The organism is Phytobacter cepae (assembly GCF_054165735.1).
In genome coordinates this window covers 1324535-1349433 of record NZ_CM135107.1, presented here as the reverse complement: position 1 = coordinate 1349433, position 24899 = coordinate 1324535, and the positions used below count along the sequence as shown (strand labels likewise).

At 56.0% G+C, this 24899-nt stretch carries 25 protein-coding genes; 6 read left to right on the top strand and 19 right to left on the bottom strand.

What is annotated here, in order from left to right; genetic code table 11:
* Positions 1-161 precede the first annotated feature (161 nt).
* From ACUY4Q_RS06315 to ACUY4Q_RS06300, 4 genes are all read left to right on the top strand, one after another.
* Entirely contained in the window at positions 162-1706 is a 1545-nt protein-coding gene (locus ACUY4Q_RS06315) for a PTS transporter subunit EIIC (RefSeq protein WP_458046207.1), read from the top strand.
* Positions 1707-1718: 12 nt separating this feature from the next.
* Positions 1719-3086 (top strand): 6-phospho-alpha-glucosidase, encoded by a 1368-nt coding sequence (locus ACUY4Q_RS06310; RefSeq protein WP_458047274.1) that lies wholly within the window; start codon positions 1719-1721, stop codon positions 3084-3086.
* 216 nt (positions 3087-3302) lie between these two features.
* Positions 3303-4148 carry a 3-mercaptopyruvate sulfurtransferase gene (sseA, locus tag ACUY4Q_RS06305; protein ID WP_458046206.1) on the top strand — a complete coding sequence of 282 codons (846 nt, stop codon included), beginning with the start codon at positions 3303-3305 and terminating at the stop codon, positions 4146-4148.
* Entirely contained in the window at positions 4149-4922 is a 774-nt protein-coding gene (locus ACUY4Q_RS06300) for a MurR/RpiR family transcriptional regulator (RefSeq protein WP_458046205.1), read from the top strand.
* Positions 4923-4938: 16 nt separating this feature from the next.
* On the opposite strand, the gene sseB is transcribed toward ACUY4Q_RS06300, so the two are convergent.
* The 11 genes from sseB to trmJ form a co-directional block, all read right to left on the bottom strand.
* The gene (gene sseB / locus ACUY4Q_RS06295) at positions 4939-5742 is read right to left on the bottom strand and encodes an enhanced serine sensitivity protein SseB (RefSeq protein ID WP_458046204.1); all 804 of its coding nucleotides are present in this window, start codon (positions 5740-5742) and stop codon (positions 4939-4941) included.
* Between the two features lie 172 nt (positions 5743-5914).
* Positions 5915-7204 carry an aminopeptidase PepB gene (gene pepB, locus ACUY4Q_RS06290; protein WP_458046203.1) on the bottom strand — a complete coding sequence of 430 codons (1290 nt, stop codon included), beginning with the start codon at positions 7202-7204 and terminating at the stop codon, positions 5915-5917.
* A gap of 60 nt (positions 7205-7264) precedes the next feature.
* On the bottom strand, positions 7265-7465 hold the full coding sequence (gene iscX / locus ACUY4Q_RS06285; protein WP_458046202.1) for a Fe-S cluster assembly protein IscX: 201 nt from the start codon (positions 7463-7465) through the stop codon (positions 7265-7267).
* 1 nt (position 7466) lies between these two features.
* A complete protein-coding gene (gene fdx / locus ACUY4Q_RS06280; protein WP_437431892.1) occupies positions 7467-7802 on the bottom strand; it encodes an ISC system 2Fe-2S type ferredoxin in 336 nt (111 codons plus the stop codon).
* A gap of 1 nt (position 7803) precedes the next feature.
* A complete protein-coding gene (hscA, locus tag ACUY4Q_RS06275; protein WP_458046201.1) occupies positions 7804-9654 on the bottom strand; it encodes a Fe-S protein assembly chaperone HscA in 1851 nt (616 codons plus the stop codon).
* Between the two features lie 15 nt (positions 9655-9669).
* Entirely contained in the window at positions 9670-10185 is a 516-nt protein-coding gene (gene hscB / locus ACUY4Q_RS06270) for a co-chaperone HscB (RefSeq protein ID WP_458046200.1), read from the bottom strand.
* 94 nt (positions 10186-10279) lie between these two features.
* On the bottom strand, positions 10280-10603 hold the full coding sequence (gene iscA / locus ACUY4Q_RS06265) for an iron-sulfur cluster assembly protein IscA (RefSeq protein ID WP_458046199.1): 324 nt from the start codon (positions 10601-10603) through the stop codon (positions 10280-10282).
* A gap of 130 nt (positions 10604-10733) precedes the next feature.
* Entirely contained in the window at positions 10734-11126 is a 393-nt protein-coding gene (gene iscU, locus ACUY4Q_RS06260; RefSeq protein ID WP_458046198.1) for a Fe-S cluster assembly scaffold IscU, read from the bottom strand.
* A 27-nt stretch (positions 11127-11153) separates the two neighbouring features.
* Complete coding sequence (gene iscS / locus ACUY4Q_RS06255; protein ID WP_458046197.1) at positions 11154-12368, bottom strand: cysteine desulfurase; 1215 nt, start codon at positions 12366-12368, stop codon at positions 11154-11156.
* 238 nt (positions 12369-12606) lie between these two features.
* Entirely contained in the window at positions 12607-13098 is a 492-nt protein-coding gene (iscR, locus tag ACUY4Q_RS06250) for a Fe-S cluster assembly transcriptional regulator IscR (protein WP_458046196.1), read from the bottom strand.
* A gap of 204 nt (positions 13099-13302) precedes the next feature.
* Positions 13303-14043 (bottom strand): tRNA (cytosine(32)/uridine(32)-2'-O)-methyltransferase TrmJ, encoded by a 741-nt coding sequence (gene trmJ / locus ACUY4Q_RS06245; RefSeq protein ID WP_458046195.1) that lies wholly within the window; start codon positions 14041-14043, stop codon positions 13303-13305.
* A gap of 118 nt (positions 14044-14161) precedes the next feature.
* On the opposite strand from trmJ, the gene suhB reads away from it, so the two are divergent.
* Positions 14162-14965, top strand: coding sequence for an inositol-1-monophosphatase (gene suhB, locus ACUY4Q_RS06240; RefSeq protein ID WP_458046194.1), 804 nt, complete (start codon positions 14162-14164; stop codon positions 14963-14965).
* 40 nt (positions 14966-15005) lie between these two features.
* On the opposite strand, the gene ACUY4Q_RS06235 is transcribed toward suhB, so the two are convergent.
* Together ACUY4Q_RS06235 and ACUY4Q_RS06230 are read right to left on the bottom strand one after the other, a co-directional pair.
* The gene (locus ACUY4Q_RS06235; protein WP_458046193.1) at positions 15006-15986 is read right to left on the bottom strand and encodes a nickel/cobalt transporter; all 981 of its coding nucleotides are present in this window, start codon (positions 15984-15986) and stop codon (positions 15006-15008) included.
* Positions 15977-16615, bottom strand: coding sequence for a DUF1007 family protein (locus tag ACUY4Q_RS06230; RefSeq protein WP_458046192.1), 639 nt, complete (start codon positions 16613-16615; stop codon positions 15977-15979). Before ACUY4Q_RS06230 ends, ACUY4Q_RS06235 begins: the two co-directional genes overlap by 10 nt.
* 124 nt (positions 16616-16739) lie before the next feature.
* On the opposite strand from ACUY4Q_RS06230, the gene csiE reads away from it, so the two are divergent.
* Positions 16740-18017 carry a stationary phase inducible protein CsiE gene (gene csiE / locus ACUY4Q_RS06225; RefSeq protein ID WP_458046191.1) on the top strand — a complete coding sequence of 426 codons (1278 nt, stop codon included), beginning with the start codon at positions 16740-16742 and terminating at the stop codon, positions 18015-18017.
* On the opposite strand, the gene ACUY4Q_RS06220 is transcribed toward csiE, so the two are convergent.
* From ACUY4Q_RS06220 to ACUY4Q_RS06195, 6 genes are all read right to left on the bottom strand, one after another.
* Complete coding sequence (locus ACUY4Q_RS06220; RefSeq protein ID WP_458046190.1) at positions 18014-19153, bottom strand: 3-phenylpropionate MFS transporter; 1140 nt, start codon at positions 19151-19153, stop codon at positions 18014-18016. The genes csiE and ACUY4Q_RS06220 overlap by 4 nt on opposite strands.
* 101 nt (positions 19154-19254) lie before the next feature.
* Positions 19255-20118: an aldose 1-epimerase gene (locus ACUY4Q_RS06215; RefSeq protein WP_458047273.1), complete on the bottom strand. Its 864-nt coding sequence runs from the start codon at positions 20116-20118 to the stop codon at positions 19255-19257.
* A gap of 11 nt (positions 20119-20129) precedes the next feature.
* Positions 20130-21191 (bottom strand): zinc-dependent alcohol dehydrogenase family protein, encoded by a 1062-nt coding sequence (locus tag ACUY4Q_RS06210; RefSeq protein ID WP_458047272.1) that lies wholly within the window; start codon positions 21189-21191, stop codon positions 20130-20132.
* 62 nt (positions 21192-21253) lie between these two features.
* The gene (locus ACUY4Q_RS06205; protein WP_458046189.1) at positions 21254-22249 is read right to left on the bottom strand and encodes an ABC transporter permease; all 996 of its coding nucleotides are present in this window, start codon (positions 22247-22249) and stop codon (positions 21254-21256) included.
* A gap of 25 nt (positions 22250-22274) precedes the next feature.
* Positions 22275-23786, bottom strand: a complete 1512-nt coding sequence (locus ACUY4Q_RS06200) for a sugar ABC transporter ATP-binding protein (RefSeq protein WP_458046188.1) — start codon at positions 23784-23786, stop codon at positions 22275-22277.
* Between the two features lie 12 nt (positions 23787-23798).
* Entirely contained in the window at positions 23799-24782 is a 984-nt protein-coding gene (locus ACUY4Q_RS06195; RefSeq protein ID WP_458046187.1) for a substrate-binding domain-containing protein, read from the bottom strand.
* Between the last annotated feature and the right edge of the window lie 117 nt (positions 24783-24899).

Genomic DNA, 24899 nt, shown 5'->3' with positions numbered 1-24899 from the left:
GCGATGCGCATGTTACCGGGATCACAGGGCGTAACGTTACATGTAACCTTCAAAGTCATTTGTTTTTAATACAACAAGATAGCTAGCTAACTTCCGTTTACGACTGCTAACGTTACCTCATCTTCATTCGCATCCCTGCGGTTCATAAAAGAGAGAACGTAATGAGCAGAGCCGTCAATGCCCTACAAAATTTCGGTAAGTCCCTCTTTGGCCCGGTCCTGATTCTACCCATTGTTGGCCTGTTTATTGCCTTGGGTAATATTCTCGGCAATGGCAACCTGGCGGAATACCTGCCTTTTCTCGGCCATCCGCTGATCCAAAACACCGGCCAACTGATTGCCAAATCAGCAGTCTCGGTGCTGGTGAACCTGGCGCTGGTCTTTGCGGTGGGTATCCCGATTGGCCTGGCATCGCGCGATAAAGGCTATGCCGCCCTGATTGGCCTGGTGACGTTCGTGGTCTTTATCAACGCGATGAACGTTACGATGCAGTTACAGGGGATGTTGGCCCCGGCAGATCAAATGAAAGCCGCCGGGCAAGGAATGGTATTGGGCGTGCAGGTCCTGGAGATGGGCGTTTTTGCCGGGATCCTTACCGGTGCCCTTTCAGGCTACCTCTATAACAAATATTCCGGCGTACAGTTTTCCGGGGCGATGGCTATCTACTCCGGCCACTGTTTCGTGGCGATTATCATGCTGCCGGTGTCGATGGTGCTGGGCGTCATCATGAGTGAGATCTGGCCCTTTGCACAGCACGGCATCAGCACCCTCGCCACCGCGATAAAGGGTGCCGGTCCGTTTGGCGTCGCAGTGTATGGCTTCCTTGAACGTATTCTTGTGCCGACCGGCTTACATCACCTCGTCTACACGCCGTTTTTGTATACCGAACTGGGTGGCACACAAGAGGTGTGTGGTTCTGTGTATCAGGGCGCACGCAACATCTACTTCGCCGAGATGGCCTGCCCGGACGTAAAACAACTCAGCAGCACCGTGGTGTGGGATGCGCGTGGTATCAGTAAAATGTACGGTCTGCCTGCCGCGGCGCTGGCCATGTATCTCACCGCCAAACCAGAACGTAAAGCGGCGGCAAAAGCGATTTTGATTCCGGCTGCGCTGACGTCATTTCTGGTGGGCGTAACCGAACCTATCGAGTTCTCCTTCCTGTTTGTCGCCCCGCTGCTGTTCGTGGTCCACGCTGTGCTGACCGGCCTCGGCATGATGCTGTTCTACCTGCTCGATGTGCATGCCATTGGCGCCAACGGCATTATCGATTTTATTCTCTACAACCTGCCGCTGGGCACTGAAAAATCCAACTGGCCAATGTACATCCTGGTTGGGCTTATCATGTTCGCCCTTTACTTCGTTATTTTCCGCTTCCTGATCCTGCGCTTTGACATGAAAACCCCCGGCCGCGAAGACGCCGAGGAAGAGACGCGTCTGTACAGCAAACAGGATTATCAGGCCAAAGGGAATAACGACGGTCTGGGCGAGGCGATTGTTGCGGGCCTCGGTGGTCGCGGAAACATCGAGGTTGTGGACAACTGTTACACCCGCTTACGCGTCACGGTTAAAGATGTCGCCACGATTGACGAAGCTCGTCTCAAGGCGACCGGTGCGAAAGCCGTAATCAAACAAGGTAATAACGTTCAGGTGGTCTACGGGCTGCATGTCAAAAAAATGCGAGAAGCCGTTGAGCTGTTTCTCTAAAGGAGACTGATGATGTTTACACCCCCGTTTATTCTCTCTATCGCCGGTGGCGGCAGCACCTATACCCCCGGGATTGTGAAAAGCCTGATGGTACAGCTGGAGAAATTCCCGCTGGCGGAAATCCGTCTGTACGACATTGACGAAGCCCGGCAGAACACCATCGCGCCGGTGGTCGAGAAAGTGCTGCGCGACCACAGCCAGAGTATCAAATTTACGGTGACCACTGACCCGGAAACCGCCTTTCGCGGCGCGCACTTTGTCTTTGCCCAGATGCGTGTTGGCCAGTACAAAATGCGTGAGCAGGATGAAAAAATCCCCCTGCGCCATAGCGTCGTCGGTCAGGAAACCTGCGGGCCTGGCGGGCTGGCTTATGGGCTACGTACCATTCTGCCCATGGTGGAGCTTATCGATCACGTTGAGCGTTATGCCGATAAAAAAGCGTGGATTGTGAACTACTCCAACCCGGCGGCCATTGTGGCGGAAGGGGTACGCCGCCTGCGCCCGGATGCTCGCGTCCTCAATATTTGCGATATGCCGGTCGCCGCGATGCGTAATATGGGCGCGGTGCTGGGCGTGGATCGTCACAAACTGGTGGTGGATTACTTCGGTCTTAACCACTTTGGCTGGTTTACCCGCATTCTGGTGGATGGCGAAGACAAACTGCCGCAGCTGCGTGAACACATCGCCCGCTTTGGTCTGCTCACCGAAGATGCCGCGCAAACCGACCCGCAGCACTCGGATCCGTCATGGGTCAAAACCTGGCGTAACATTAAACCGGTGATGGACAACTTCCCCGACTATCTGCCCAATCCCTATTTGCAGTATTACCTGATGCCCAATGAGATTGTTGAGCATCAGGATCCCAATTACACCCGCGCTAATGAAGTGATGAACGGGCGCGAGAAGAAGTTGTTTGCCGCAGCAGAAGAGTACAAGCGGACGGGAATTCTGTCGGACGCGTTCCATGTGGGCGTGCATGGCGAGTTTATTGTCGATGTCGCCCGTTCGCTGGCCTTTGATTTGCGCCAGCGTCATCTGGTGATTGTGGAAAACAAAGGGGCCATCGCCAATTTACCTTACGATGCGATGGTGGAAGTCCCCGCCTACATCACCGCCGAAGGCGCAGAGCCGGTGCGTATGGGTGCCGTTCCGTTGTTCCACCAGACGCTGCTGATGCAGCAGCTGGCGTCAGAACAACTGCTGGTAGAAGCGACCATTGAAGGCAGTTATGAGAAAGCGCTGCAGGCGTTTACCCTGAACCGCACGGTGCCCACCATGCAGCACGCCAAAGCCATTCTCGACGACATGATTGAGGCTAACCGCGACTACTGGCCTGCCCTGCAAAAGGCCTGGGAAAACGGCAAAGCGGTACAAAAATAACGAGGTGACTCGCGCCTTTTGCGATGGTTGCTTGTCGGGTCAGAAAAAAACGTTAACAATTCAGGATATACCCTAAATAATTCACGTTGCAGGCAGACGGCAAGTGAGAGAACTCCCGGGAGCTTACTGAAGTAAGTGACCGGGATGAACGAATGCAGCCAACACACCTGCAGCCTGAAGTATGACGGGTTTCTTGTTGATGACCCGGAGGCAACCATGTCCACCTCGTATTTTGTCTCAGCCGACTGGCTGATTGAACACAGCGATGATCCTGAAGTACAAGTCATTGATGCCAGAATGGCCCCGGCGGGCCAGGAACATCTGCGTGATATGGCCGCAGAATACCGTGCCGGGCACATTCCTGACGCGGTCAGGTTCGATATTGAAGCCTTGTCCGATCACGCCTCAAACCTGCCCCATATGCTGCCACGCCCGGAAGCCTTTGCCGTCGCCATGCGTGAACTGGGGATCAGCCATGACAAGCACCTGGTCGTTTATGACGAAGGTAATCTCTTTTCCGCCCCCCGCGCGTGGTGGATGCTGCGCTACTTTGGCGCTGACAATGTCTCCATTCTGGCGGGCGGTCTTGCCGGCTGGCAGCGAGATGAGCTGCCGCTCGCGCAGGGTGACGTTACGCTACCCGAATCCGACTTCGAGGTGAAAACCGATCCTGATACGGTAAAACGCCTGACGGATGTGCTGTTAGTCAGCCACGAAGGCACGGCTCAACTCGTTGACGCCCGCCCAGGCCCCCGCTTTAAAGGCGAGGCCGATGAACCGCGTGCGGGTTTGAAGCGCGGCCATATTCCAGGTGCGCGCAATGTTCCCTGGGGGGATCTGGTGGTGAACGGTGAGCTCAAAACCACGGACGAACTGGCGGAAATCTTTGAACGCCAGGGTGTGGATCTCGCTAAACCGATTATTGCCAGCTGCGGTTCCGGCGTCACGGCTTGCGTGGTGATTCTGGCACTGGCGACGCTCGGCGCACATAACGTTAAGCTGTACGATGGCTCCTGGAGTGAATGGGGTGCCCGTGACGATCTCCCCGTTGAACCAGCCTGAATGGATAACCGACTCGCGACACTGCTGACCCGTGGCGAATCCCTGACGCGGGCGGAGTACCGTGTGCTGGCCCACCTGACGGAGCATCCGTTGCTGGTGGGCAACATTACGGTACGCGACCTGGCGACCGCCACCTTTGTTTCGACGGCGACCATTATGCGGCTCTGTCAGAAACTGGGGTTTAGCGGCTACAGTGAGTTTATCTGGCACTGCAAACAGCTTCTGGCCGACACGCCGCATATTGCAGAGCAGCCAGCCCACGGCAGCGATACGCTGCCCAGACTGTTTCATCAGTTTATGGCGAACTATCAGCAGACGTTTCAGTGGGTAAGCCCGGAAAAGCGGCAGGCCTTTGCCAGGCTGCTACGCGAAAAAGAGAGCTTTTTTCTCTACGGCGCGGGGTTTTCCTATCTGTTTGCGGAGTATCTGACCAAGAAACTGCAGGTGCTGGGCAAGACGGCGTTTATCTCCGGCCCCGGCGACAGTCGCAACATTTTTCTCAGCAATGCCGCGCGCTATCAGGTATTTGTCGCCGTCTCACGCAGTGGCGAAACCGAGCAGGTGCTGGATAAAGCGCGTATTGCCCAGAACGTGGGCATGACGGTTATCGCCTTTACCCGCGCCTCTGCTAATAGCCTGGCCGGGCTGGCAGACGTGCACTTCGCCCTTTACGACGAGGCGGTACATTTCGCCGCCGAGGCTGCCGGAATAACCTCATTTGAGTCAAATCTGGTGCTGTTAATGGATTTACTGCTGCTGGAAGCGACGGGCTAAAAAGCCCGTCATTCATTCAGATAATGCGGTTCGTTTTCAGGTCGCGCAGGAAGCTGCCCCAGCGACGCTCATAGAACGGTGTAATGTGGTCAATCATAAAGTGACTGATCCCCTTTTCCCCTTTCACCACCTGGCAGATATCCACCGGATCATCGCCCGGTAAGGTATCCATCGCCACGCTGCCCGCCGCCTGGATAATCTCTTCGATATCGCCATCGGCTTCAATGCCAATCAACAGATTCGACTGCGCGTCGTTTTTCTCTTTGAGCGAGCAAAGATACGCGCACTTCACGTTGTTGAAGGTTCTGAACAGGGTGGTGAGTGAATCGATCATCTGCGCAGGCGGTTCGGTCACTTCAGACAGCAGCAGCGATGTGCCGCCTTCCAGCACCTCCTGCTCGCTGAGTGGGCTACCTTCTTTTCCCACCAGATGACTGATTTCACGCGGCGTGAGCTCTTTGCCCGTCGGCAGTTTGGCGTTGAGGAAAAGCGTCTCCCCCAACGTCATTTCAAATAGCGTGCGGGCAGGCAGTACCACAAACGCCTGTTCGGTATCCACCGCCTGTTGCAGTGCTTCCAGCGAGGTGAAGAAGGGAATGACTGACTCGCCGTCATCTTTTTCCCAGTGTTGAATGTCCAGCGCGCTGTCTTCAACAACGGATTTGTCATCCGCCGCCGTACCCGGCACCCAGACGGTGGAGTCCAGCAGCGTACGGAAAAAAGCCGGGCGATAAGCAGGCTCAGTCGCCGCCTTTTCCAGCAGAGTTTCGAGGCTTTCAGTCTCGTGATGATGGTCGTGATCGTGGTCTGAATGGGACATAAATTTTACTGTTCGTCTCGTACTGTTTGATGCCCTCACCCCGGCCCTCTCCCACAGGGAGAGGGGGAACAGCCTGCACCGTGCGATCCCCTCTCTCACTGGGTGAGGGGGAACGGCCTGCACCGTGCGATCCCCTCTCCCCTTTGGGGAGAGGGTTAGGGTGAGGGGAAAATTATTGACGGGTCAGCAGATTCGCCAGCGCACGAACGCCCAGCCCTGTTGCCCCTGCCGCCCACTGCTCCACCCCTGCCTTACGGTAGGTGGCAGAACAGTCAATGTGCAGCCAGCCCTGCTGATAATTCTCAACAAAGTGAGACAGGAAACCGGCCGCGGTACTGGCACCCGCCGGGAACGCCGCGCTGGCGGTATTGTTAAGTTCAGCAAAGTTTGACGGCAATTGATGGCGATGGAACTCCGCCAGCGGCAGACGCCAGAACGGTTCGTTCTCTGCGGCGGCGCTTTTCAGCAGGCGGTTAGCCAGCTGATCGTCGAAGCTGAACAGCGCATGGTAATCATTGCCCAGCGCGGTTTTAGCCGCCCCGGTCAGGGTGGCAGCATCGATGATCAGTTCAGGTTTCTGCGCGCTCGCGTTAATGAGTCCATCGGCCAGCACCAGGCGCCCTTCAGCGTCGGTGTTCATCACCTCAACGGTTTTGCCGTTACGGTAGCGAATGATATCGCCCAGCTTGAAGGCATTGCCGCTAATCATGTTGTCAGCACAGCACAGGTAGAGCTTCACGCGTTTGTTCAGGCCGCGGGTGATGGCGAACGCCAGCGCGCCGGTGACCATCGCCGCACCGCCCATATCGGATTTCATGGAATCCATAAACGCGGTTTGTTTGATGCTGTAACCGCCGGAATCGAAGGTAATGCCTTTACCGACCAGGCAGGCGTAAATCGGCGCGTCTTTATCGCCAGTCGGGTTAAAATCGAGGGAGAGCAGGACAGGCGGACGTTCGGAGCCACGCCCTACGGTATGAATACCTGCGTAGTTCTGTTCTCGCAGATCTTCGCCTTTCACGATACGGTATGACACCGCTTCGCCGCCAACGTCACTCAGCAGATCCACCGCACGCTGCGCCAGTTGCTCCGGGCCGACGTCTTCTGCCGGCGCATTGATGATGTCGCGCACCCAGTCGATGGTTTTCAGACGGGCATCGAGCTCTTTCTGATCGGTGTCTGATAAGGTCGCCCACGTAATGTTGCGCGTTCCTTTTGGCCCTTTATAACCCGCCCAGAACGCCCAGCTACGATCCACATCCCAGCCTTCACCGCTCAGCGCGACATGTTTGATACCCATGCCGTCGATTTTGCGTGCCGCGCGTTGAATCAGGCCAGTGTCGTCTTTGCCAGTCAGGTGCAACGTGATGCCATCGTTATTGATGCTGTACGTGGCTTTCTCGCCCCAGCGCGCGTCCGCACTCTGGGTCGTTAAGGTAATTTTCATCGCTTCTGTTGTCATTGTTTTGTCCTTAAGCGCATGGGATATGAAAACGGGCCGCCAGAAGGCAGCCCGTCGATATCAAGATGCTTCGTCTAACCAGACTAGCAGAATTGCCTCGAGAATTTTTTCGTTCGATGCGTTTGGATCGTCATCAAACTCTTCCAGGTCGCAAATCCACTGGTGCATGTCGGTGAAGCGTACCGTCTTCGGATCCAGATCCGGGAAGGTATCATACAGCGCTTCGCCGATTTCGCGGCTGTCGGTCCATTTCAGTGACATATTAGTGCTCCCGCGCATGGTTGATGGTGTAACGTGGGATCTCCACCACCAGGTCCTCGTCGGTGACGCGCGCCTGACAGCTCAGACGGCTTTCCGGCTCCAGGCCCCAGGCCTTGTCCAGCATGTCATCTTCATCTTCGGTGCTTTCAGGCAACGAATCGAAACCTTCACGCACGACACAGTGGCAGGTGGTACAGGCGCAGGATTTCTCACAAGCGTGCTCAAGCTCAATGCCACCACGCAGGGCCACATCAAGAATGGTTTCGCCGGTCTTTGCTTCCATAACTACACCATCGGGACACAGATCCTGATGAGGCAGAAAAACGATCTTAGGCATCTTAAACCTCGTCGACGGAATGGCCTTTTAACGCGGTACGTACGGACTTATCCATACGGCGCGCGGCAAATTCCTGGGTTTGTTTATCTACATTTTTAATAGCGTGTTCAATGGCGTCGGTATCATTGCCCTGGGCAACGGCAACAAGTTGCGCGATAGCCTGGTCAATTTCCTCACGCTCTGCGGCGCTGAGCAGCGCGGCATCGGTTGCCAGCGCACCGGTCAAACTCTCCAGAACGCGGGCGGCTTCCACTTGCTGTTCTGCCAGCATACGTGCTTGCACGTCCTGCTCGGCAAAGCTCATGGAATCCTTAATCATGGTGGCAATTTCGTTGTCGGTCAGACCGTAGGACGGTTTCACCTGAATAGCCGCTTCAACACCGGTGGATTTCTCCATCGCCGTTACGCTCAGCAGGCCATCTGCATCCACCTGGAAGGTGACGCGAATGTGCGCGCCGCCTGCCGGCATTGCCGGGATACCACGCAGGGCAAAACGCGCCAGCGAACGGCAGTCCTGCACCAGTTCGCGCTCACCCTGCATGACATGGATAGACATGGCTGTCTGCCCGTCTTTGAAGGTGGTGAACTCCTGCGCACGCGCAACAGGGATGGTGGTGTTACGCGGGATCACTTTCTCCACGAGGCCGCCCATGGTTTCGAGCCCCAGCGACAGCGGAATAACGTCCAGCAACAGCATGTCGCTGTCCGGCTTATTCCCCACCAGGATGTCAGCCTGAACGGCGGCACCAATAGCGACGACTTTATCCGGGTCGATAGAGGTCAGTGGCGTGCGGCCAAAGAATTCGCCAACACGGTCACGCACCAGCGGCACGCGGGTAGAGCCGCCGACCATCACGACTTCCAGCACCTCATCCGCTTCAACGCCCGCATCTTTTAACGCACGACGGCATGACAGCAAGGTGCGTTTCACCAGACTGGCAATCAGCGCGTCAAACTGCTCGCGGGTTACGGTGCCCTGCCAGCCAGCCACGTCAACGGTGACGGAAGGCGCATCGCTCAGTGCGATTTTTGCCGCGATGGCCGCATCCAGCAACTCACGCTGCAAACGGTTGTCGCCATGTTGCGGGAGCGTCGCCTGCTCGCGAATAAAGTCCGCCAGCAGATGGTCAAAATCATCACCGCCAAGCGCAGAATCACCGCCTGTCGCCAGCACTTCAAACACCCCACGGCTCAAGCGCAGGATGGAAATATCAAAGGTACCACCGCCAAGATCGTAAACGGCGATCACCCCTTCTTTCCCCGAATCCAGACCGTAAGCAATGGCTGCGGCGGTCGGCTCGTTCAGCAAACGCAGAACATGCAGGCCAGCAAGACGCGCGGCGTCTTTAGTGCCCTGACGCTGAGCGTCATCAAAGTAAGCGGGAACGGTAATCACCACGCCATCCAGTTCCCCGGCGAGGGACGCCTGGGCACGCAGGGCGAGCGCTTTGAGGATATCTGCGGAAACGCGGATGGGGTTGACCAGACCGGCGGTGGTCTCGATCATCGGCAGACCCTTTTCACTGGCCAGGAACTGATAGGGTAAGTGGGGATAACGCACCTGAATATCGGCCAGCGCACGACCCATCATGCGTTTTACCGAACTGATGGTGTTAACCGGATCCTGAGCGGCATTGGCACGCGCGTCGAATCCCACCGTGTGCCCCTCGGCGTGATAATGCACGACAGAAGGTAACAGATGGCGACCTGCGTCGTCGGGTAGCGTTTCCGCCTGACCGCTACGCACGGTGGCGACCAGAGAGTTTGTGGTGCCTAAATCGATTCCCGCCGCCAGACGACGCTGGTGCGGCGCGGCGCTCAGACCCGGCTCACTAATTTGTAATAAGGCCATAATGTGCTTCCAAAATTAAAAACCGAGCAGTTTTTCTTCGAGTTGTTCTGTTGAGCTGCGCAGTTTATCCAGAAAACGAAGTTTACGCACGGTATCCGCCGCGGCATCCCACGCTTCATTATCAAATTGTTCGACCATCAACTGATGACGCGCGTCGTACATCTTTTTGACACGCTGAACAAAAGCTTCGAGCCGGTCAGCGTCTCCGGCCGTACCAATCTCATCCAGTTCTTCACGAAGCTCCAGTTGCTCCATCAGAAACGCAGTATCCCGTACCGTGTGCTGCTCTGACGTCAGATCGAAACCGTGCAGGGAGAGCAGATATTCTGCTCGCGCCAGAGGATGGCGCAGCGTTTGCCAGGCCTGATTGATGGTCGCAGACTGTTGCACGGACGCAAGCTGTTCCGCCGGCGTGCCGCTGGCAAATTTATCAGGGTGGTACTGGCGCTGGAGATCCTGAAAACGGGTGGTCAGTGCCGGAATATCGACTTGATAGTGGGCGGATAAGCCAAAGAGGGTGAAGTAATCCATAACGAGTCCTGCTATAACAAGCCCCACACGCAGATTGACTCAGCTCGAATGATTTTGAGTCTTTTCTATGGTGGGGCTTATCGGTAACACGCGATTAAACGTTGAAGCTTTCGCCGCAACCGCACTCATCTTTCACGTTCGGGTTCGTAAACTTAAACCCTTCGTTAAGGCCTTCTTTGACAAAGTCCAGTTGGGTGCCGTCAAGGAATTGCAGGCTTTTGCCGTCGATAACGACCTTCACACCTTTATCTTCAAACACGGTATCTTCTGATTCCGGTTTGTCGACGAATTCCAGTACGTAGGCCATGCCAGAACAACCCGAGGTTCTGACCCCCAGACGCAGGCCAAACCCTTTACCGCGGTTGGCCAGAAAGTTATTCACTCGCGCTGCAGCACTGTCGCTTAGGGTAATCGACATACAATGCCCTCAATTATTTTTTTCATCATTCTTCCCACCGCAGGTGCGTTGGCTTCATTTGTTCACTCAAGTCACTTACCTTAGTAAGCTCCTTGAGACTCACAAACTTGCCGCCTTCCTGCACTGTGAATTATTTAGAAACCACTTCACGTTTACTTTTATAATCCGCAATCGCGGCTTTAATCGCATCTTCTGCCAGGATAGAGCAGTGGATTTTTACCGGCGGTAATTCCAGCTCTTCGGCGATGTCGGTGTTCTTGATGGCCTGCGCTTCATCCAGGGATTTACCCTTCACCCACTCGGTAACCAGTGAGCTGGAAGCGATAGCAGAACCGCAACCGTAAGTCTTGAAGCGCGCGTCTTCAATGATACCCTCATTGTTGACTTTGATCTGCAACTTCATCACGTCGCCACAAGCCGGTGCACCCACCATGCCGCTGCCTACGCTCTCGTCGCTGTTGTCGAAAGAACCCACGTTGCGCGGATTCTCATAATGATCGATTACTTTTTCGCTGTAAGCCATGTTCTGTTCTCCTGATTCCGCTGCCGATTAGTGATGTGACCATTCAATACTGTTCAAATCCACGCCCTGTTTGAACATTTCCCACAGAGGAGAAAGGTCGCGCAGACGGCCAATGGAGTTACGTACCAGCTTGATGGTGTAATCAATTTCTTCTTCGGTGGTGAAACGACCTAAGGAGAAACGAATGGAGCTGTGTGCCAGCTCATCAGTCATACCCAGCGCACGCAGCACGTAGGACGGCTCAAGGCTTGCGGAAGTACAGGCAGAACCGGAGGAGACGGCCAGGTCTTTCAGCGCCATAATCAGGGATTCGCCTTCAACGTAGTTAAAGCTGACGTTGAGGATGTTCGGTGCGCCCTGCTCGAGGTCACCGTTCAGGTAAACCTCTTCCATATCTTTCACGCCTTCCCACAGACGGTTACGCAGTGTACGCAGACGCGCCATCTCGGTTTCCATCTCTTCTTTGGCAATGCGGTAGGCTTCACCCATGCCAACGATCTGGTGAACAGGCAGGGTACCGGAACGCATGCCGCGCTCGTGACCACCGCCGTGCATCTGCGCTTCGATACGGATACGCGGTTTACGACGAACGTACAGCGCGCCAATGCCTTTCGGGCCGTAGATTTTGTGACCGGAGAAGGACATCAGATCGACTTTCAGTTGGCTCAGGTCGATTGGCAGCTTGCCGACGCTCTGGGTCGCATCAACGTGATAAATGATGCCGCGCGCACGGCACATTTCGCCGATGGTCGCGATATCCTGCACAACGCCGATTTCGTTGTTCACGTGCATAATAGAAACCAGAATGGTGTCATCACGCATTGCGGCTTCGAGTTCTTTCAGGTCGATAATGCCGTTGCTGGCAGGCGCAAGGTAGGTAACCTCAAAACCTTCACGCTCGAGCTGACGACAGGTGTCCAGCACGGCTTTGTGTTCGGTTTTGCAGGTAATAATGTGCTTGCCTTTTTTCTGGTAAAAGTTGGCCGCACCTTTGATTGCCAGGTTGTCAGATTCGGTAGCGCCGGAAGTGAACACAATTTCACGCGGATCGGCACCCACCAGCTCAGCAATCTGATTACGGGCGATATCTACCGCCTCTTCAGCATGCCAGCCAAAACGGTGTGAACGGGAAGCGGGGTTACCAAAGTTTCCGTCCAGGGTCAGACACTGCATCATTTTCTCAGCAACACGCGGGTCCACCGGCGTTGTTGCGGAGTAATCGAGATAAATCGGTAATTTCATTGCTCTTAAACTCCGTACATCACTCAATGCAATGAACCAGGCTTGCGGTCGGATGTTCAGCCGTTATGCGGGGTGCTTCCACCCCGGCCTGATTCCAGATTTTTATAATGTTTTAACCTAACTGTTTTGCGGTGCAGCAAGGCGGCAAGCTTGTGAATACCCAGGAGCTTACATAAGTAAGCGACTAGGCTGAACACGTGCGGCCAACGCAGCAGCGCCCCGAAACAGGACGGGTAAATTATGCGCGCAGTTTGACGTCGATCGCGTCCTGACCACGGGTCGTGCGTTGGGTTTCGTGCGAATGCTGACGATCGGAGACGTCAAGAATTTCCTGGTTGTTAACCAGCTCACCCAGGGTGATGTTATTCAGGAAACCGGTGAGACGATCGCTCAGATCGCGCCACAGCGCATGAGTCAGACATTTATCGCCGCCCTGGCAGCCAGTTTTGCCCTGGCAACGGGTTGCATCAACCGATTCGTCAACGGCGCTGATCACTTCGCCAACAGCGATGCTGCTTGCGTCTTTACCCAGCAGGTAACCGCCACCCGGACCACGTACGCTGGCAACCAGGCCATTTTTACGTAAGCGGGAGAAAAGCTGTTCCAGATAAGAAAGGGAGATCCCCTGACGCTCGGAAATATCAGCCAATGGAACCGGACCCGTTTCGGAGTTGAGCGCAACGTCCAGCATTGCGGTCACGGCATAACGCCCTTTAGATGTCAGTCTCATGTCTTACTTAGCCTCAAGCTCGCCCCTGCCCGGGGTTTTTATTAAAATTTCAAATAATGTCGCATAGCGGAGGCAAGTCTGACATTCCTGACTAAATTGGTCAACTATTTACTTGACTGTTTTAGTCAGGTATTTGGCTTTACGTGCCGTTTGACTTAAGCGCGGTTTGACGCCCCCTCCGCGGCCGGGAGGGGAAGAAAAAACTTATTGTTTTTCCTGCGTTTTTTGCTCAATTGAGGCCAGCATGCCACGCATAATATTGAGCTCCTGGCTCTCCGGGCGGGCACGGGTAAAGAGGCGACGCAGCTTGTTCATGACCTGTCCGGGATGGTTTTCACGGATAAAACCGGTCGAAAGCAGCGTCTTTTCCAGATGACCATAGAAGCGTTCGAGATCGTCAACCAACGGGTACGGCGCCTCTTCTTCTTTTGCATCCAGCGGGCTATTTTCTTCCTGCGTTGCCAGCCATGCCATACGCACTTCGTAGGCAATAACCTGTACCGCCATCGCCAGATTCAGCGAGCTGTATTCCGGGTTAGCCGCAATGGCAACGTGATAATGGCATTTTTGCAGCTCATCGTTTGTCAGCCCCACACGTTCCCGGCCAAAGACCAGCGCGACGGGCGCGTGCTTGCCTTCAGCCACGCTTTTCAACCCGCATTCGCGCGGATCGAGCATCGGCCAGGGCAGCGTACGAGAACGCGCGCTGGTGCCCACCACCAGGCTACAGCCTGCAAGGGCTTCATCCAGCGTATCGACGATGTGCGCCTCACCAATGACGTCACTGGCGCCGGCCGCCAGCGCGATGGCCTGTGAGTCGGGCTTCACCAGCGGGTTAACCAGCCACAGGTTGGTCAGGCCCATTGTTTTCATTGCACGGGCGACGGAGCCCATATTGCCGGTGTGAGAGGTCTCCACCAGTACGATTCGAATATTTTGCAGCATAGTTTTTCTACGGCTAAAGAATATTTGTGCATATTATCATAAAGCGAAGACATATTCCGAATACGCTGCTATTATACGCGCCGTTTTCCCGTTCTTTAACATCCAGTGAGAGAGACCGATGCATCCGATGCTGACCATCGCCGTGCGCGCAGCGCGCAAGGCGGGTAATTTAATTGCCAAACACTACGAAACACCAGACTCCGTAGAATCCAGCCAGAAAGGCAGCAATGACTTTGTGACTAACGTTGATAAAGCCGCCGAAGCGCTTATCATCGAAACCATTCGCAAGTCTTACCCGCAACACACCATTATCACCGAAGAAAGCGGTGAGCATGAAGGCGAAGATCAGGATGTTCAATGGGTTATCGATCCACTGGATGGCACCACCAACTTTATTAAACGCCTCCCACACTTCTCCGTTTCTATCGCCGTACGCATCAAAGGCCGTACCGAAGTAGCGGTCGTTTACGATCCTATGCGTAATGAATTGTTCACCGCGACCCGTGGTCAGGGCGCCCAGCTGAACGGTTACCGTCTGCGCGGCAGCATTGCACGCGACCTGGATGGCACCATCCTGGCGACCGGCTTCCCGTTCAAAGTAAAACAGCACGCCCCTGCCTATATTAAAATTATCGGTAAACTGTTCACCGAGTGCGCTGACTTCCGTCGTACCGGCTCTGCTGCGCTGGATCTGGCCTATGTGGCCGCTGGCCGCGTTGACGGTTTCTTTGAAATTGGTCTTAAGCCGTGGGACTTCGCCGCAGGCGAGCTGCTGGTTCGTGAAGCAGGCGGTCTGGTGTGTGATTTCACCGGCGGTCATGGCTACATGATGAGCGGTAACGTTGTTGCTGGTAACCCGCGTGTCGTTAAAGCGATGCTGGCTAACATGCGTGACGAACTGAGTGAAGCGCTGAAGCGTTAACAGTAATGATGCCCTCACTCACTGGGTGAGGGCATCATAATCAAAACGGTCTTATTCCCCTGCCGACAGGCACTGCACTCATCCACATCACCACCGCAGCAACCACTAATATTGTCCCGCCGGCTAACGCCAGCGTTGTCCAGCCCACCTGTTTCCATACGGCAGGCGCTTGATTGCGGCTCAGTTTTACTGCCAGCGTGCGGAAAGTATGCACCAGTAACGCCAGCGAACTGATAGTCAGCGACGTGCCCGCTGCCATCGCCATTGCCGATGCTACACCCCAGCCAAATACGCCTGTCACTTTGCTGAATAACAACACCATGATAGCCCCTGAACAGGGCCGCATGCCCATCGACAGCACAATCACCAGCCGCGCCCGCCAGTCGTCGCTCTGCTGCAGTTGCTCAGGCGTTGGCAGATGCTGATGTCCGCAGCCGCAATGTTCATGGTGAACATGATGGGGAGTGAAGGCCTTAAAGGTCGGCTTGCGTAAGAGAAGACGCAGTGCCCTGAGCGCCCGCCAGCAGAGCAGAATACCCAGCACCCCCACCAGCGCATAACTGCCCTTCTCCAGCCAGAAACTGCTGAGATGAAGTTGCCGCGCGGGCAAGGCCAGCACTGAGAGCACCACAACCACCAGCAGCACCGCCACCACGCCTTGTAGCAAAGAGGAGGCTAACGTCAGGCCGATGCTGGACTTCAGCTTTGAAGGGTGGGTGGCAAGCCAGGTGGCAATCACTACTTTACCGTGCCCCGGCCCCAGCGCGTGCAGCACGCCATAAATAAAACTCACCAGCAGTAATGCGCCCCCGGCTTTTGTCGGGTTCTCTGCTACGGCTTTTAGCAGGGCGCTCAGTTGCTGATTAAAATCGCGTTGCCAGCCAATACTCGCCCGCATCACCTGCGGCCAGGCTTGCCATAACCAACAAGCGCCTGCCAACGCAATCAGTAAAAAGAGCCCCAGCGGCCACCATTGTTGCCAGCCGGGGCGTCGAAGACGTGTCGCGGATATTACTGACATTGTAAAGTCACCGTTTGTGCAAACTGTTTACCCAGTTCCATGCTCTCCTCGGGCGCATCGGCTTTATCCAGCGATTGCGCGTAATCCAGAACATCATCGCCCGGCTGCGGTGTGTGAACCCTGAGCTTACACTTCTCGCGCAGTTCAGCAGGCAGGGTCACGTCGCTGTCATGCTCATAGCTCATGTCCACATAATAAGTGGGATCGAAGGTAGAAAAGGTGTAAGTCTGCCCACTTAGCGGCTGCGGCGCAGCAAGGGGAAGCGCAAAAATCAGCACCGCCTGATGCCCCTCACGTTCCATGCCATAGTGCAGCGGGCGGTTCATGAACTTCACTTTTTGCCCGTTATGCCAGACTTCGGTGAAATAGTGCTGCCCCAGTACGTTAGCCATCACTTCCGCAGCCAGTTTTTTCCAGATTTCCTCGCCGGGTTTCGCATCTCCGGCGTCATACAGCAGATCGGCAGAAGTAATTTCATCCATCGTCCAGCGCATCTCAAGCCCTGTCCACTGGCCATTCGCCACTAACACCCCGGTTTTCAGGCGGATGAAGCTATGGGGATGCGCCAGCGTGGCGAATGATAAAAGCGCGAGAAAAAGCCCAAGGGCGCACTGTTTCACTGCTTGCATGTCTTCCTCACGATAAAAATTCTGTGATGCTCTCCGGCAATCCTGAGGTAAAGGGCTGCGGCTGCGCTTTCGTCAATCATACCTTTAGCTATTCTTATCGAACACCCTAACTGGAACTCAGCAGATGACAATCGTAATGACGCCACCATCTGTGCTCTCCAGTCCGCAGCGCCGCTGCCAGGTGCTACTGATGCTTGCGCTACCGGGGCAGACGGTCACCACGGAAATCATTCGCACTATTAATGGTGTCGATGAGGAGATTGCACGGCAGGATATCACTGATACCCACCATGAAATCCAGCGCTATCATCGTCTTACCATTGCGTCCCAGCAGGACGGCAGCTATCGGATTGAAGGCACCTCTCTGGATCAACGCCTGTGCCAGTTGCAGTGGCTACGGCGTGGCCTGCGCCTGTGCCCGCACTTTATCACCGAGCACTATATTCCCGCGCTTAAGTCAGCGCTTAAACAGCGCGGCGTCGCACGCACGTTATATGATGACACGAACTTACGTGCGCTGATCAATCTGTGCGCGCGCCGGCTACAGCGTTCCTTTGAGTGTAGTGATATCCAGTTTTTGCGCCTCTACCTGCAGTACTGCCTGCTGCAAAGCCACGCTGGCTTCTCCCCTGAATTCAACCCTGTGCAGCACGCATGGACGCAAATGCGCGCCGAGTATGCCGCGGCGCAGGACATTGTCCGCCACTGGCAGCGTCGGGTTACTCCCCTGCCCCCGGCGAATGAACATGCTTTCCTCGCGTTGCTGTTTATGATGCTGCGTACGCCGGATCCATTAAATGACTGTCATCATGAGGATCAGCGTCTTCAGCAGGCTATTGCGAATATGGTCGACCGTTTTCGTACGCTTGCCGGCCTCCACTTCAGTGATGAGCAGGGGCTGAGCGCACAACTCTATATCCATTTAGCCCAGGCGCTGGATCGCAACCTGTTTGGCATAGGTATTGATAACAGCCTGCAGGAAGAGATAGTCCGGCTTTACCCGCGGTTGGTTCGCACCACGCGCGAAGCGCTGGCAGAACTCGAAACGGAGTATGCGTTGCGCTTTAGCGATGAAGAGGCCGGACTGGTGGCTGTGATTTTTGGTGCCTGGCTGATGCAGGAAACCGATCTGCATGAAAAGCAGGTGGTACTGATTACCGGGGGGGATTCACAAAGAGAAGAGGAGATCGAGCTGCAGTTGCGCGAGCTGACGCTCCTGCCGCTCAATATCAAATACCTGTCGGTGCGCGAGTTTAAAAAGCAAGGCGCCCCCCGTGACGTCACGGTGATCGTCACCCCTTACGCCACGCCGCTGCCGTTGTTCTCAGCGCCACTGATTCACACCGACCAGTCGCTGAGTGAGCATCAACAGCAGCACATTCGCAGTATGCTGGAATCCTAGTGCTGCAGGCTGACCTTCGGGCGCAGGAACAGCGCCGGGAGGACCAGCAGCGCCATCACCCAGAACAGCCCCTGATGCAGATGTTGATACAGGAAGCCGGACACCATCGTCATCAGGGCGATACTGCCCCCCATCGCCACGGCGGAATAGACCGCCTGCAGGCGGATGATTTCATTCTCTTTGCGCGCAGCGATGTAGCGCATCGCGGCAAGATGGCAGACGGTGAAGGTGCCACAATGGAGGATCTGCACCACAATCAGCCATGGCAGTTCGGTCGTCCATCCCATTAATCCCCAGCGCACCAGACCGCTGACCGCGGAAAGCAACAGCAGATCGCGGGCGCTAAAACGGCGGAACAGGCGGTTGCTCAGAGTAAAGACCACGACTTCCGCCACCACCCCCAGTGACCATAAATAGCCAACCGTCGAGGCAGAGTAGCCTGATTCCTGCCAGTAGAGTGCGCTAAAACCGTAATACGCGGCATGTGCGCCCTGCAGTAAGGATACGCAGGCCAGAAAACGCCAGTTTTTGACCACCAGGTCGCGCCATGCCTGCCAGCCCGTCGCATCCTGATGGCGCATCTCCCCCTGCGGGAGGATAGCGGGGCGAATCAGCATGCCAAGCAGCATAGAGACCACGCCTAAGGTGAGCATCGCCAGCACCGCGCGGTAATCAAACTCACTGACCAGCTTACCGGTGGCGGCAGAGCCAATCACGAAAGCGATAGAGCCCCATACGCGCACCCGCCCATAATCCATGGGGAACTGTTTTTGCCAGGTGTTCGCCAGCGCATCGGTCAGCGGCACTAACGGTGAGAAAAAGAGGTTAAACCCAATAATCACCACCATCAGCCAGGCGACATGGGTACCGGCCCAAAATCCGAGGGCAAACAGCAGGGTAATCAGCGCGAGAATACGTAACGCTTTGATGAGCAGAGAAGGATTGCTGACGCGGGGCGCAATCAGCAGACTGCCAACAAAACGGGCAACCAGACCCGCGCCAAGCAAAATACCGATGGTTTCAGGGGTCAGCCCTGTCCCTTTGAGCCAGACGCTCCAGAAGGGGAGAAAAATACCGTAGCTAAAAAAGTAGGTGAAGTAAGCGAGCGCCAGCCAGCGCGTGGACTGCAAGACCATGATTTCCTCCTGAATGGTGGCGATAGTCTGGAGGGAAACGGGCAACCTTGCAAGTAACAGTGCGATAACATGCCTGCCCGCTTCCGGGCAGGCAGGGTTAATCAGGAGAGCAGAGCCAGTTCCATGGTCTGGCTCTGGCTTTCACCGGGTTTAAGGACCGTCAGATTCCCGCCCTGCGGCCGATGATGATCGTCCGGCGCATGGCTCATCGGCTCCATACAGAAGAAGTCGAACGCGTAACCTTCATCAAAGGCAGGGTCGGACACAAAGACGAAGTAGCAAGGCGCCGCCGGTGTCGTTTTCAGCCGCAGCCTGTAGTCCTGCTGACTGATAAGCGCCTCGCCGTTCCAGCCAGCAAAACCATTGTTGACCCACTGGCGCGGGAGTACATTTGGCTGATTGAAATCTAACGCCGCGGGCAAGCTATCCTGATACTCGCCGGCCAGCCACTGTTCACGCTCAAGCCAGTAACCCGACGCCTGCGCCTGTAAGCGCGTCGTTTCCGTCAGCGGGAAATAGGGATGCCAGCCAAGGCCAAACGGCAGCGCCTCCTTCCCCTCATTGGTCACGGTGAGCGTCACCGACAACGACGATGATCTGAGCTGAAAGTGCTGCTGCGCCACGTAGCGATACACACCATGCTGATGCCGATAGTGCAGAGTCAGCGCGTCGTCTGACCGCCCGTCACACTGCCAGTCGTTCAGCCAGCCGTCGCCGTGCAGATAGTGGCTATCCCATTCGACGTTCGGCTCCAGGTGATACGACTTCCCTTCCCACTCGAAGCCATTGCCGCTGACCCGATTGCCAAAAGGCACCAGCGGAAAACAGGACGACTCCACCGCCACGCCACGCTGCTTGCCGGGGCGTAGCAGCGGCGTGTTGTTGTGCCAGAACCCCTCAATCACGCCCCCGCGTTCTGAAACCGTGAGGCGCAATGGCCCGTTCTGTAAAGTGTAAAGCGTCATCATGCACCTCGTCAGTCTGGGAAATTGATGACCACTTTGCCGCATTTCCCGCTTGCCATCAGGGCATAGGCTTCGCCTGCCTGCTCAAGAGAGAAGCGATGAGTAATGGCACTGCGCGGCCATAACTTCCAGTCGGTGAGGTCATGCGCGCATTTTTCCATATGAAAAAGGCTGGTGACCCAGGATCCGATAATGCGCCGCTGGTGATGCATCAGGTCGGCACTGACTTCAAACTCCACTTTGCCGGTTTCGCCAATGTAGACCACCCGCCCCCAGTCGGCGGTGGATTGCAGCGCCAGCAGACGCCCGGCGGCATTGCCAGAACAATCGAGCGCAACATCTGCCCCACCCCGCGTCAGTTCGGCAATGCGTGCAGGCAGCCCTTCGGTGGTCGCCAGATAACCGTTATCCATCACCCCAAGCTGTTTCGCCATCGCCAGCCGCTCCGGCAGCATGTCCACGCCAATCACGCGTTTCGCACCGCGCCCACGCGCCAGCATCATCGCCATCATGCCTACCGGACCGAGCCCCACCACCAGCACGTTATCACTGCCGGACACTTCCCCGCGCAGAATGCCTTCGTAAGCCGTCCCCACGCCGCAACTGACAAACGCGCCGTCCTCATAGCTCAGCGCATCAGGCAGCATGATTAAGTCTTTCTCCTCCGCCAGCAGGTATTCGGCATGGCCGCCATCGCGCTGCCAGCCGTAGGCCGCTTTTCCCTCTCCGGTACAGGAGATCGGGAATCCCCGACGGCAGTTTGCGCAAAATCCACAGCCGGAAATGTGGTACACCAGCACGCGGTCGCCCTCTTTGAAATGACGACACCCCGGCCCCCGCGCCACAATCTGGCCGCACGGCTCGTGTCCGTTAATGAACCCCTGATACAGCGGTTTATCCGGGGCCGCAGCGGTCGCTTTATGTTGATGGTAGATGTAATGGACATCGCTGCCGCAGATGCCCGACGATTTCATTTTAATCAGCACCTGATTAATGCCAGGTTGTGGAACCGGCACTTCCCGTAAATCAACGGTGGAGTTCCCCGGTAAATAGGCTGCCAGCATGGTTTTCATCATTCCCTCGTTCCTCTGTAGCACGTGTATTTGCGCCCGGTCTGGCGCGAAAAGTAGGTGAATCAGCTTTTTTTACTGTTCCGCTGGGTCAGCAGGATGTTCGCCAGTACCGCCACCACGATGATGACGCCGCGCACCACCTGCTGGAAAAAGGAGTTAATGCCGAGAAGTACCAGGCCATTGCCGATAAGCGTAATCACCAGCACACCCAGCAGCGTGCCGAGTAAAGAGCCCCGCCCTCCTGATAACGCCGTACCGCCGACCACGACGGCGGCAATCACATCAAACTCAAGGCCGTTGGCTGCGCCGGCGTTACCGGACCCTAAGCGGGCGGCCAGCAGAATGCCGGTCACCGCCGCCAGCAGGCCGGAGAGCGTAAAAATCAGGATGCGCACCCGTTTAACGTTAATACCGCAGAGCTGGGCGGCGGTTGCGTTGCCGCCAACGGCAAACACCGAACGACCAAAGGCGGTTTTCCGGCTGATAAAAACGAAGATCGCGAAAATCAGCATCATGACCAGCGCTGAAACCGGGATACCGAGAAACTGACCACCGAGCCAGTCCAGCACGTCGCTCTCTTCGATAGGCACCGGCAGCGCGTTGGTCATAAACAGCCCCATCCCGCGCAGCGCACTCCACAGACCTAAGGTCGCGACGAAGCTCGGCACGTTAAACACGCCACGCAGCACGCCCGCCAGCGTGCCAAGAGCGGCCCCCAGCAGCAGAACCAGCAGACAGGCGATGACCAGCGGCACCTGGAATTGCAGTAAAAACGCCAGACAGACCGAAACAAAGGCCACCATGGGCCCGACGCTGACATCAATTTCACCGGAGATGATAATCAGCGTCATGGCCCAGGCAGCAATCCCGATGGTGGCGGCATCACGCAGCACGTTCATTTGGTTATTCAGTGAGATAAAGCCCGGCGCGTTGAAGGAAAAAACCAGATACAAAATAGCGATCACCACCAGCAAACCAATGACGTTGATATGGCGAGCGACAAACTGTTTCAGCGACCCTTTTTTGCCGTGCGGCAGAGTGATAGATGAGGCAGACATCGTAAAGTCCTCTGTAGAGCAAGTATCAGTGAACGGACAAAATCGCGGACATCAGTTCATCCACGCTGACGGGAGAGATAAATTCGCGGCTAAAGGTGCCCTGTTGAAGCAACAGGATGCGGTCACACACCAGCGGCAGTTCTTCCACTTCGCTGGAGATAAACACCACGCTTTTGCCTTCCTGGGCCAGCTCACGAACGATGCGGTAAATTTGCTGTTTGGCTTCAATGTCGACGCCGCGTGTGGGTTCATCCAGCAGCAGAATCTGGCTGCCCGCATAGACCCAGCGACCAATCACCACTTTTTGTTGATTGCCCCCCGACAAGGTGCCAATGGCCGTTTCACTGCTGCTGGCTTTGACACTCATGCGCTGCATGATGGCCTCGGTAAAGGTGCGAATACGTTCCCATTGCAGCATGCCGCGCACGCTGACTGCGTGCCGGTTGGTGATGACCGTATTTTCATCCACGCCGAGCAGCGGAATGATGCCCGCCTCTTTGCGATTCTCGGGCGTATACCCCATGCCACGCTGGATCATGGCGCTATAGTCGGGTTTGCGCAGCGTTTCACCATTGAGAGTAATAACGCCCTCATCAAAGGCTTCAAGCCCCACGATGGCTTTGAGCAGTTCCGTTCGCCCGGCCCCCAGCAACCCGGCGATACCCAACACCTCTCCCCGCTTCAGTTGAAATGAAATGTCTTCCAGCTTGGGCAACAGTCGAAGCCCCTGCACCTCCAGCACGGTTTCACCTTGCGAAAATGCGTGGCTGACCGGGGCCAGATCCTGATGCTCGCGTCCGAGCATCAGCGAGACAATGTGACCGGTGGTGGTATTCTCCAGCGCTACATTGCCCGCCACCTGGCCGTCGCGCATGATGGTCGCCGAGGAGGCAATGCGGCGGATCTCATCCATCCGATGGCTGACATAAATCACTGCGACACCGAGCGCAGACATCTTTTTCACCGCCGCCATCACCAGCTCCACCTCGGCGCTGGCCAGTGAGCTGGTCGGCTCATCAAGGATAACCAGCCCAGGTTCACCCACCATCACGCGGGCAATCTCCACCAGCTGCTTTTGCGCCGGGCTCAGGGTTTCCACCAGCGCATCCGGTTCCACCTCGACGCCGAGTTTCTCCAGGCAAAGGCGTGCCTGACGCAGCATCAGCCCATGGTCAATCATGCCGCCCTGTTTTGGCCAGTTGCCGAGGCAGAGATTCTCAGCCACCGTCAGCCCTTCAACCAGGCTAAGTTCCTGATAGACCGCCCGAACACCAAGCTCTGCGGCGCGCCGGGTTAAGGCGGCATCGGCACCGTCAAGCAGCGTACCGGACAAGCGCACCTCACCGCTGTCGAGCCGCTCGCTGCCGGTCAACATGCGAATCAGCGTCGATTTTCCGGCACCGTTTTTACCGAGCAGCGCCCGGACTTCGCCTCGATGAAGGGTGAAATCGACGTTATCCAGCGCCACCACGCCCGGATAACGTTTATTCCCTCCCGTCACGGAGGCGATGGGGTTTTCATGCATTACCATCGCCATGTTCCGCCTCTGTCAGGGTAAGCCATCCACGTGCGTCGCCAGCCACTGCTTGCCATCTTCCGCTTTGGTGTAGAGATCAATCGGCACCTGGATCACTTTCTCTTTCGGCGGCGTCTTGTTGATAACGTTCAGGGTCTGGGCAAAGACGGCATCGCCCATTTTCTTGCCGGAGATATCAACCACGGCCTTCAGCACCTGGTTGTTTTGTAGCTCCTGCGCAATTTCGGTGGTCATGTCGGAACCAAATACCGCGATTTTCCCGGCCTGGTTCTGGTTGCGTACCGCTTTGACCGCCCCAAGCGTAGCCCCGCCCGACTCGCCCATAATGGCGTCAATGTCCGGCGTTGAGATGATCAGTTTTTCACCCACGGAAATGGCTTTATCGAGCACCGTGCCTTCCTGATTGGCGACGATTTTCATTGCCGGTACCTTCGCTTTCAGTGCTTCTTCAAAGCCTTTACGGCGCTGAACGCACACTTCGTAGGCTTCGCAGTTGATCACGGCAATTTTCGGTTCGGTGATGTTTTTGGCGAGGAAGTAATCTGCAGCGGCCTGTCCCAATTTGCGCCCGAACTCCATCGGGTCGCCCACCAGCCAGGCGGAGACATATTTATCCACCCCTTTCTGATTGATGCAGGTGTTGTAACACAGCACCGGAATGCCCGCTTCGCTGGCGCGGCGAAGGGACCGGCTACTGCCGTTTTCCGACACGGCAGAGAGAATAATGGCGTCGACGTTACGCGCGACCAGCGTGTCGATAAACGCGCTCTCTTTCGAGATATCGCCCTGAGCGTTGGTTTCAATCAGTTGCACCTTCACTTCGGAGGCCTTAGCCGCATCCTGTACGCCCTGGCGCACCCCGGCGTAATAACCTTGCGTGTCGAGATAAATAGCCCCAACGGTCAGTTCCTTGGGTGCCGCCTGAGCGGTAAAAACAGTGGTGAAGAGGGGGAACAGGGTCAGCGCCAAAAGCGACGCTCTTAATTTGCGGGACATAATTGTCTCCTCGTAGGGTCTTGGTTTTGTTGTGTTTACGCGGTGTCAGGCGCGTGGTCTTACCTTAAATTTTTTACATATTTTATATATTTACCCACGAGCGGCGGTCAGGCCGCT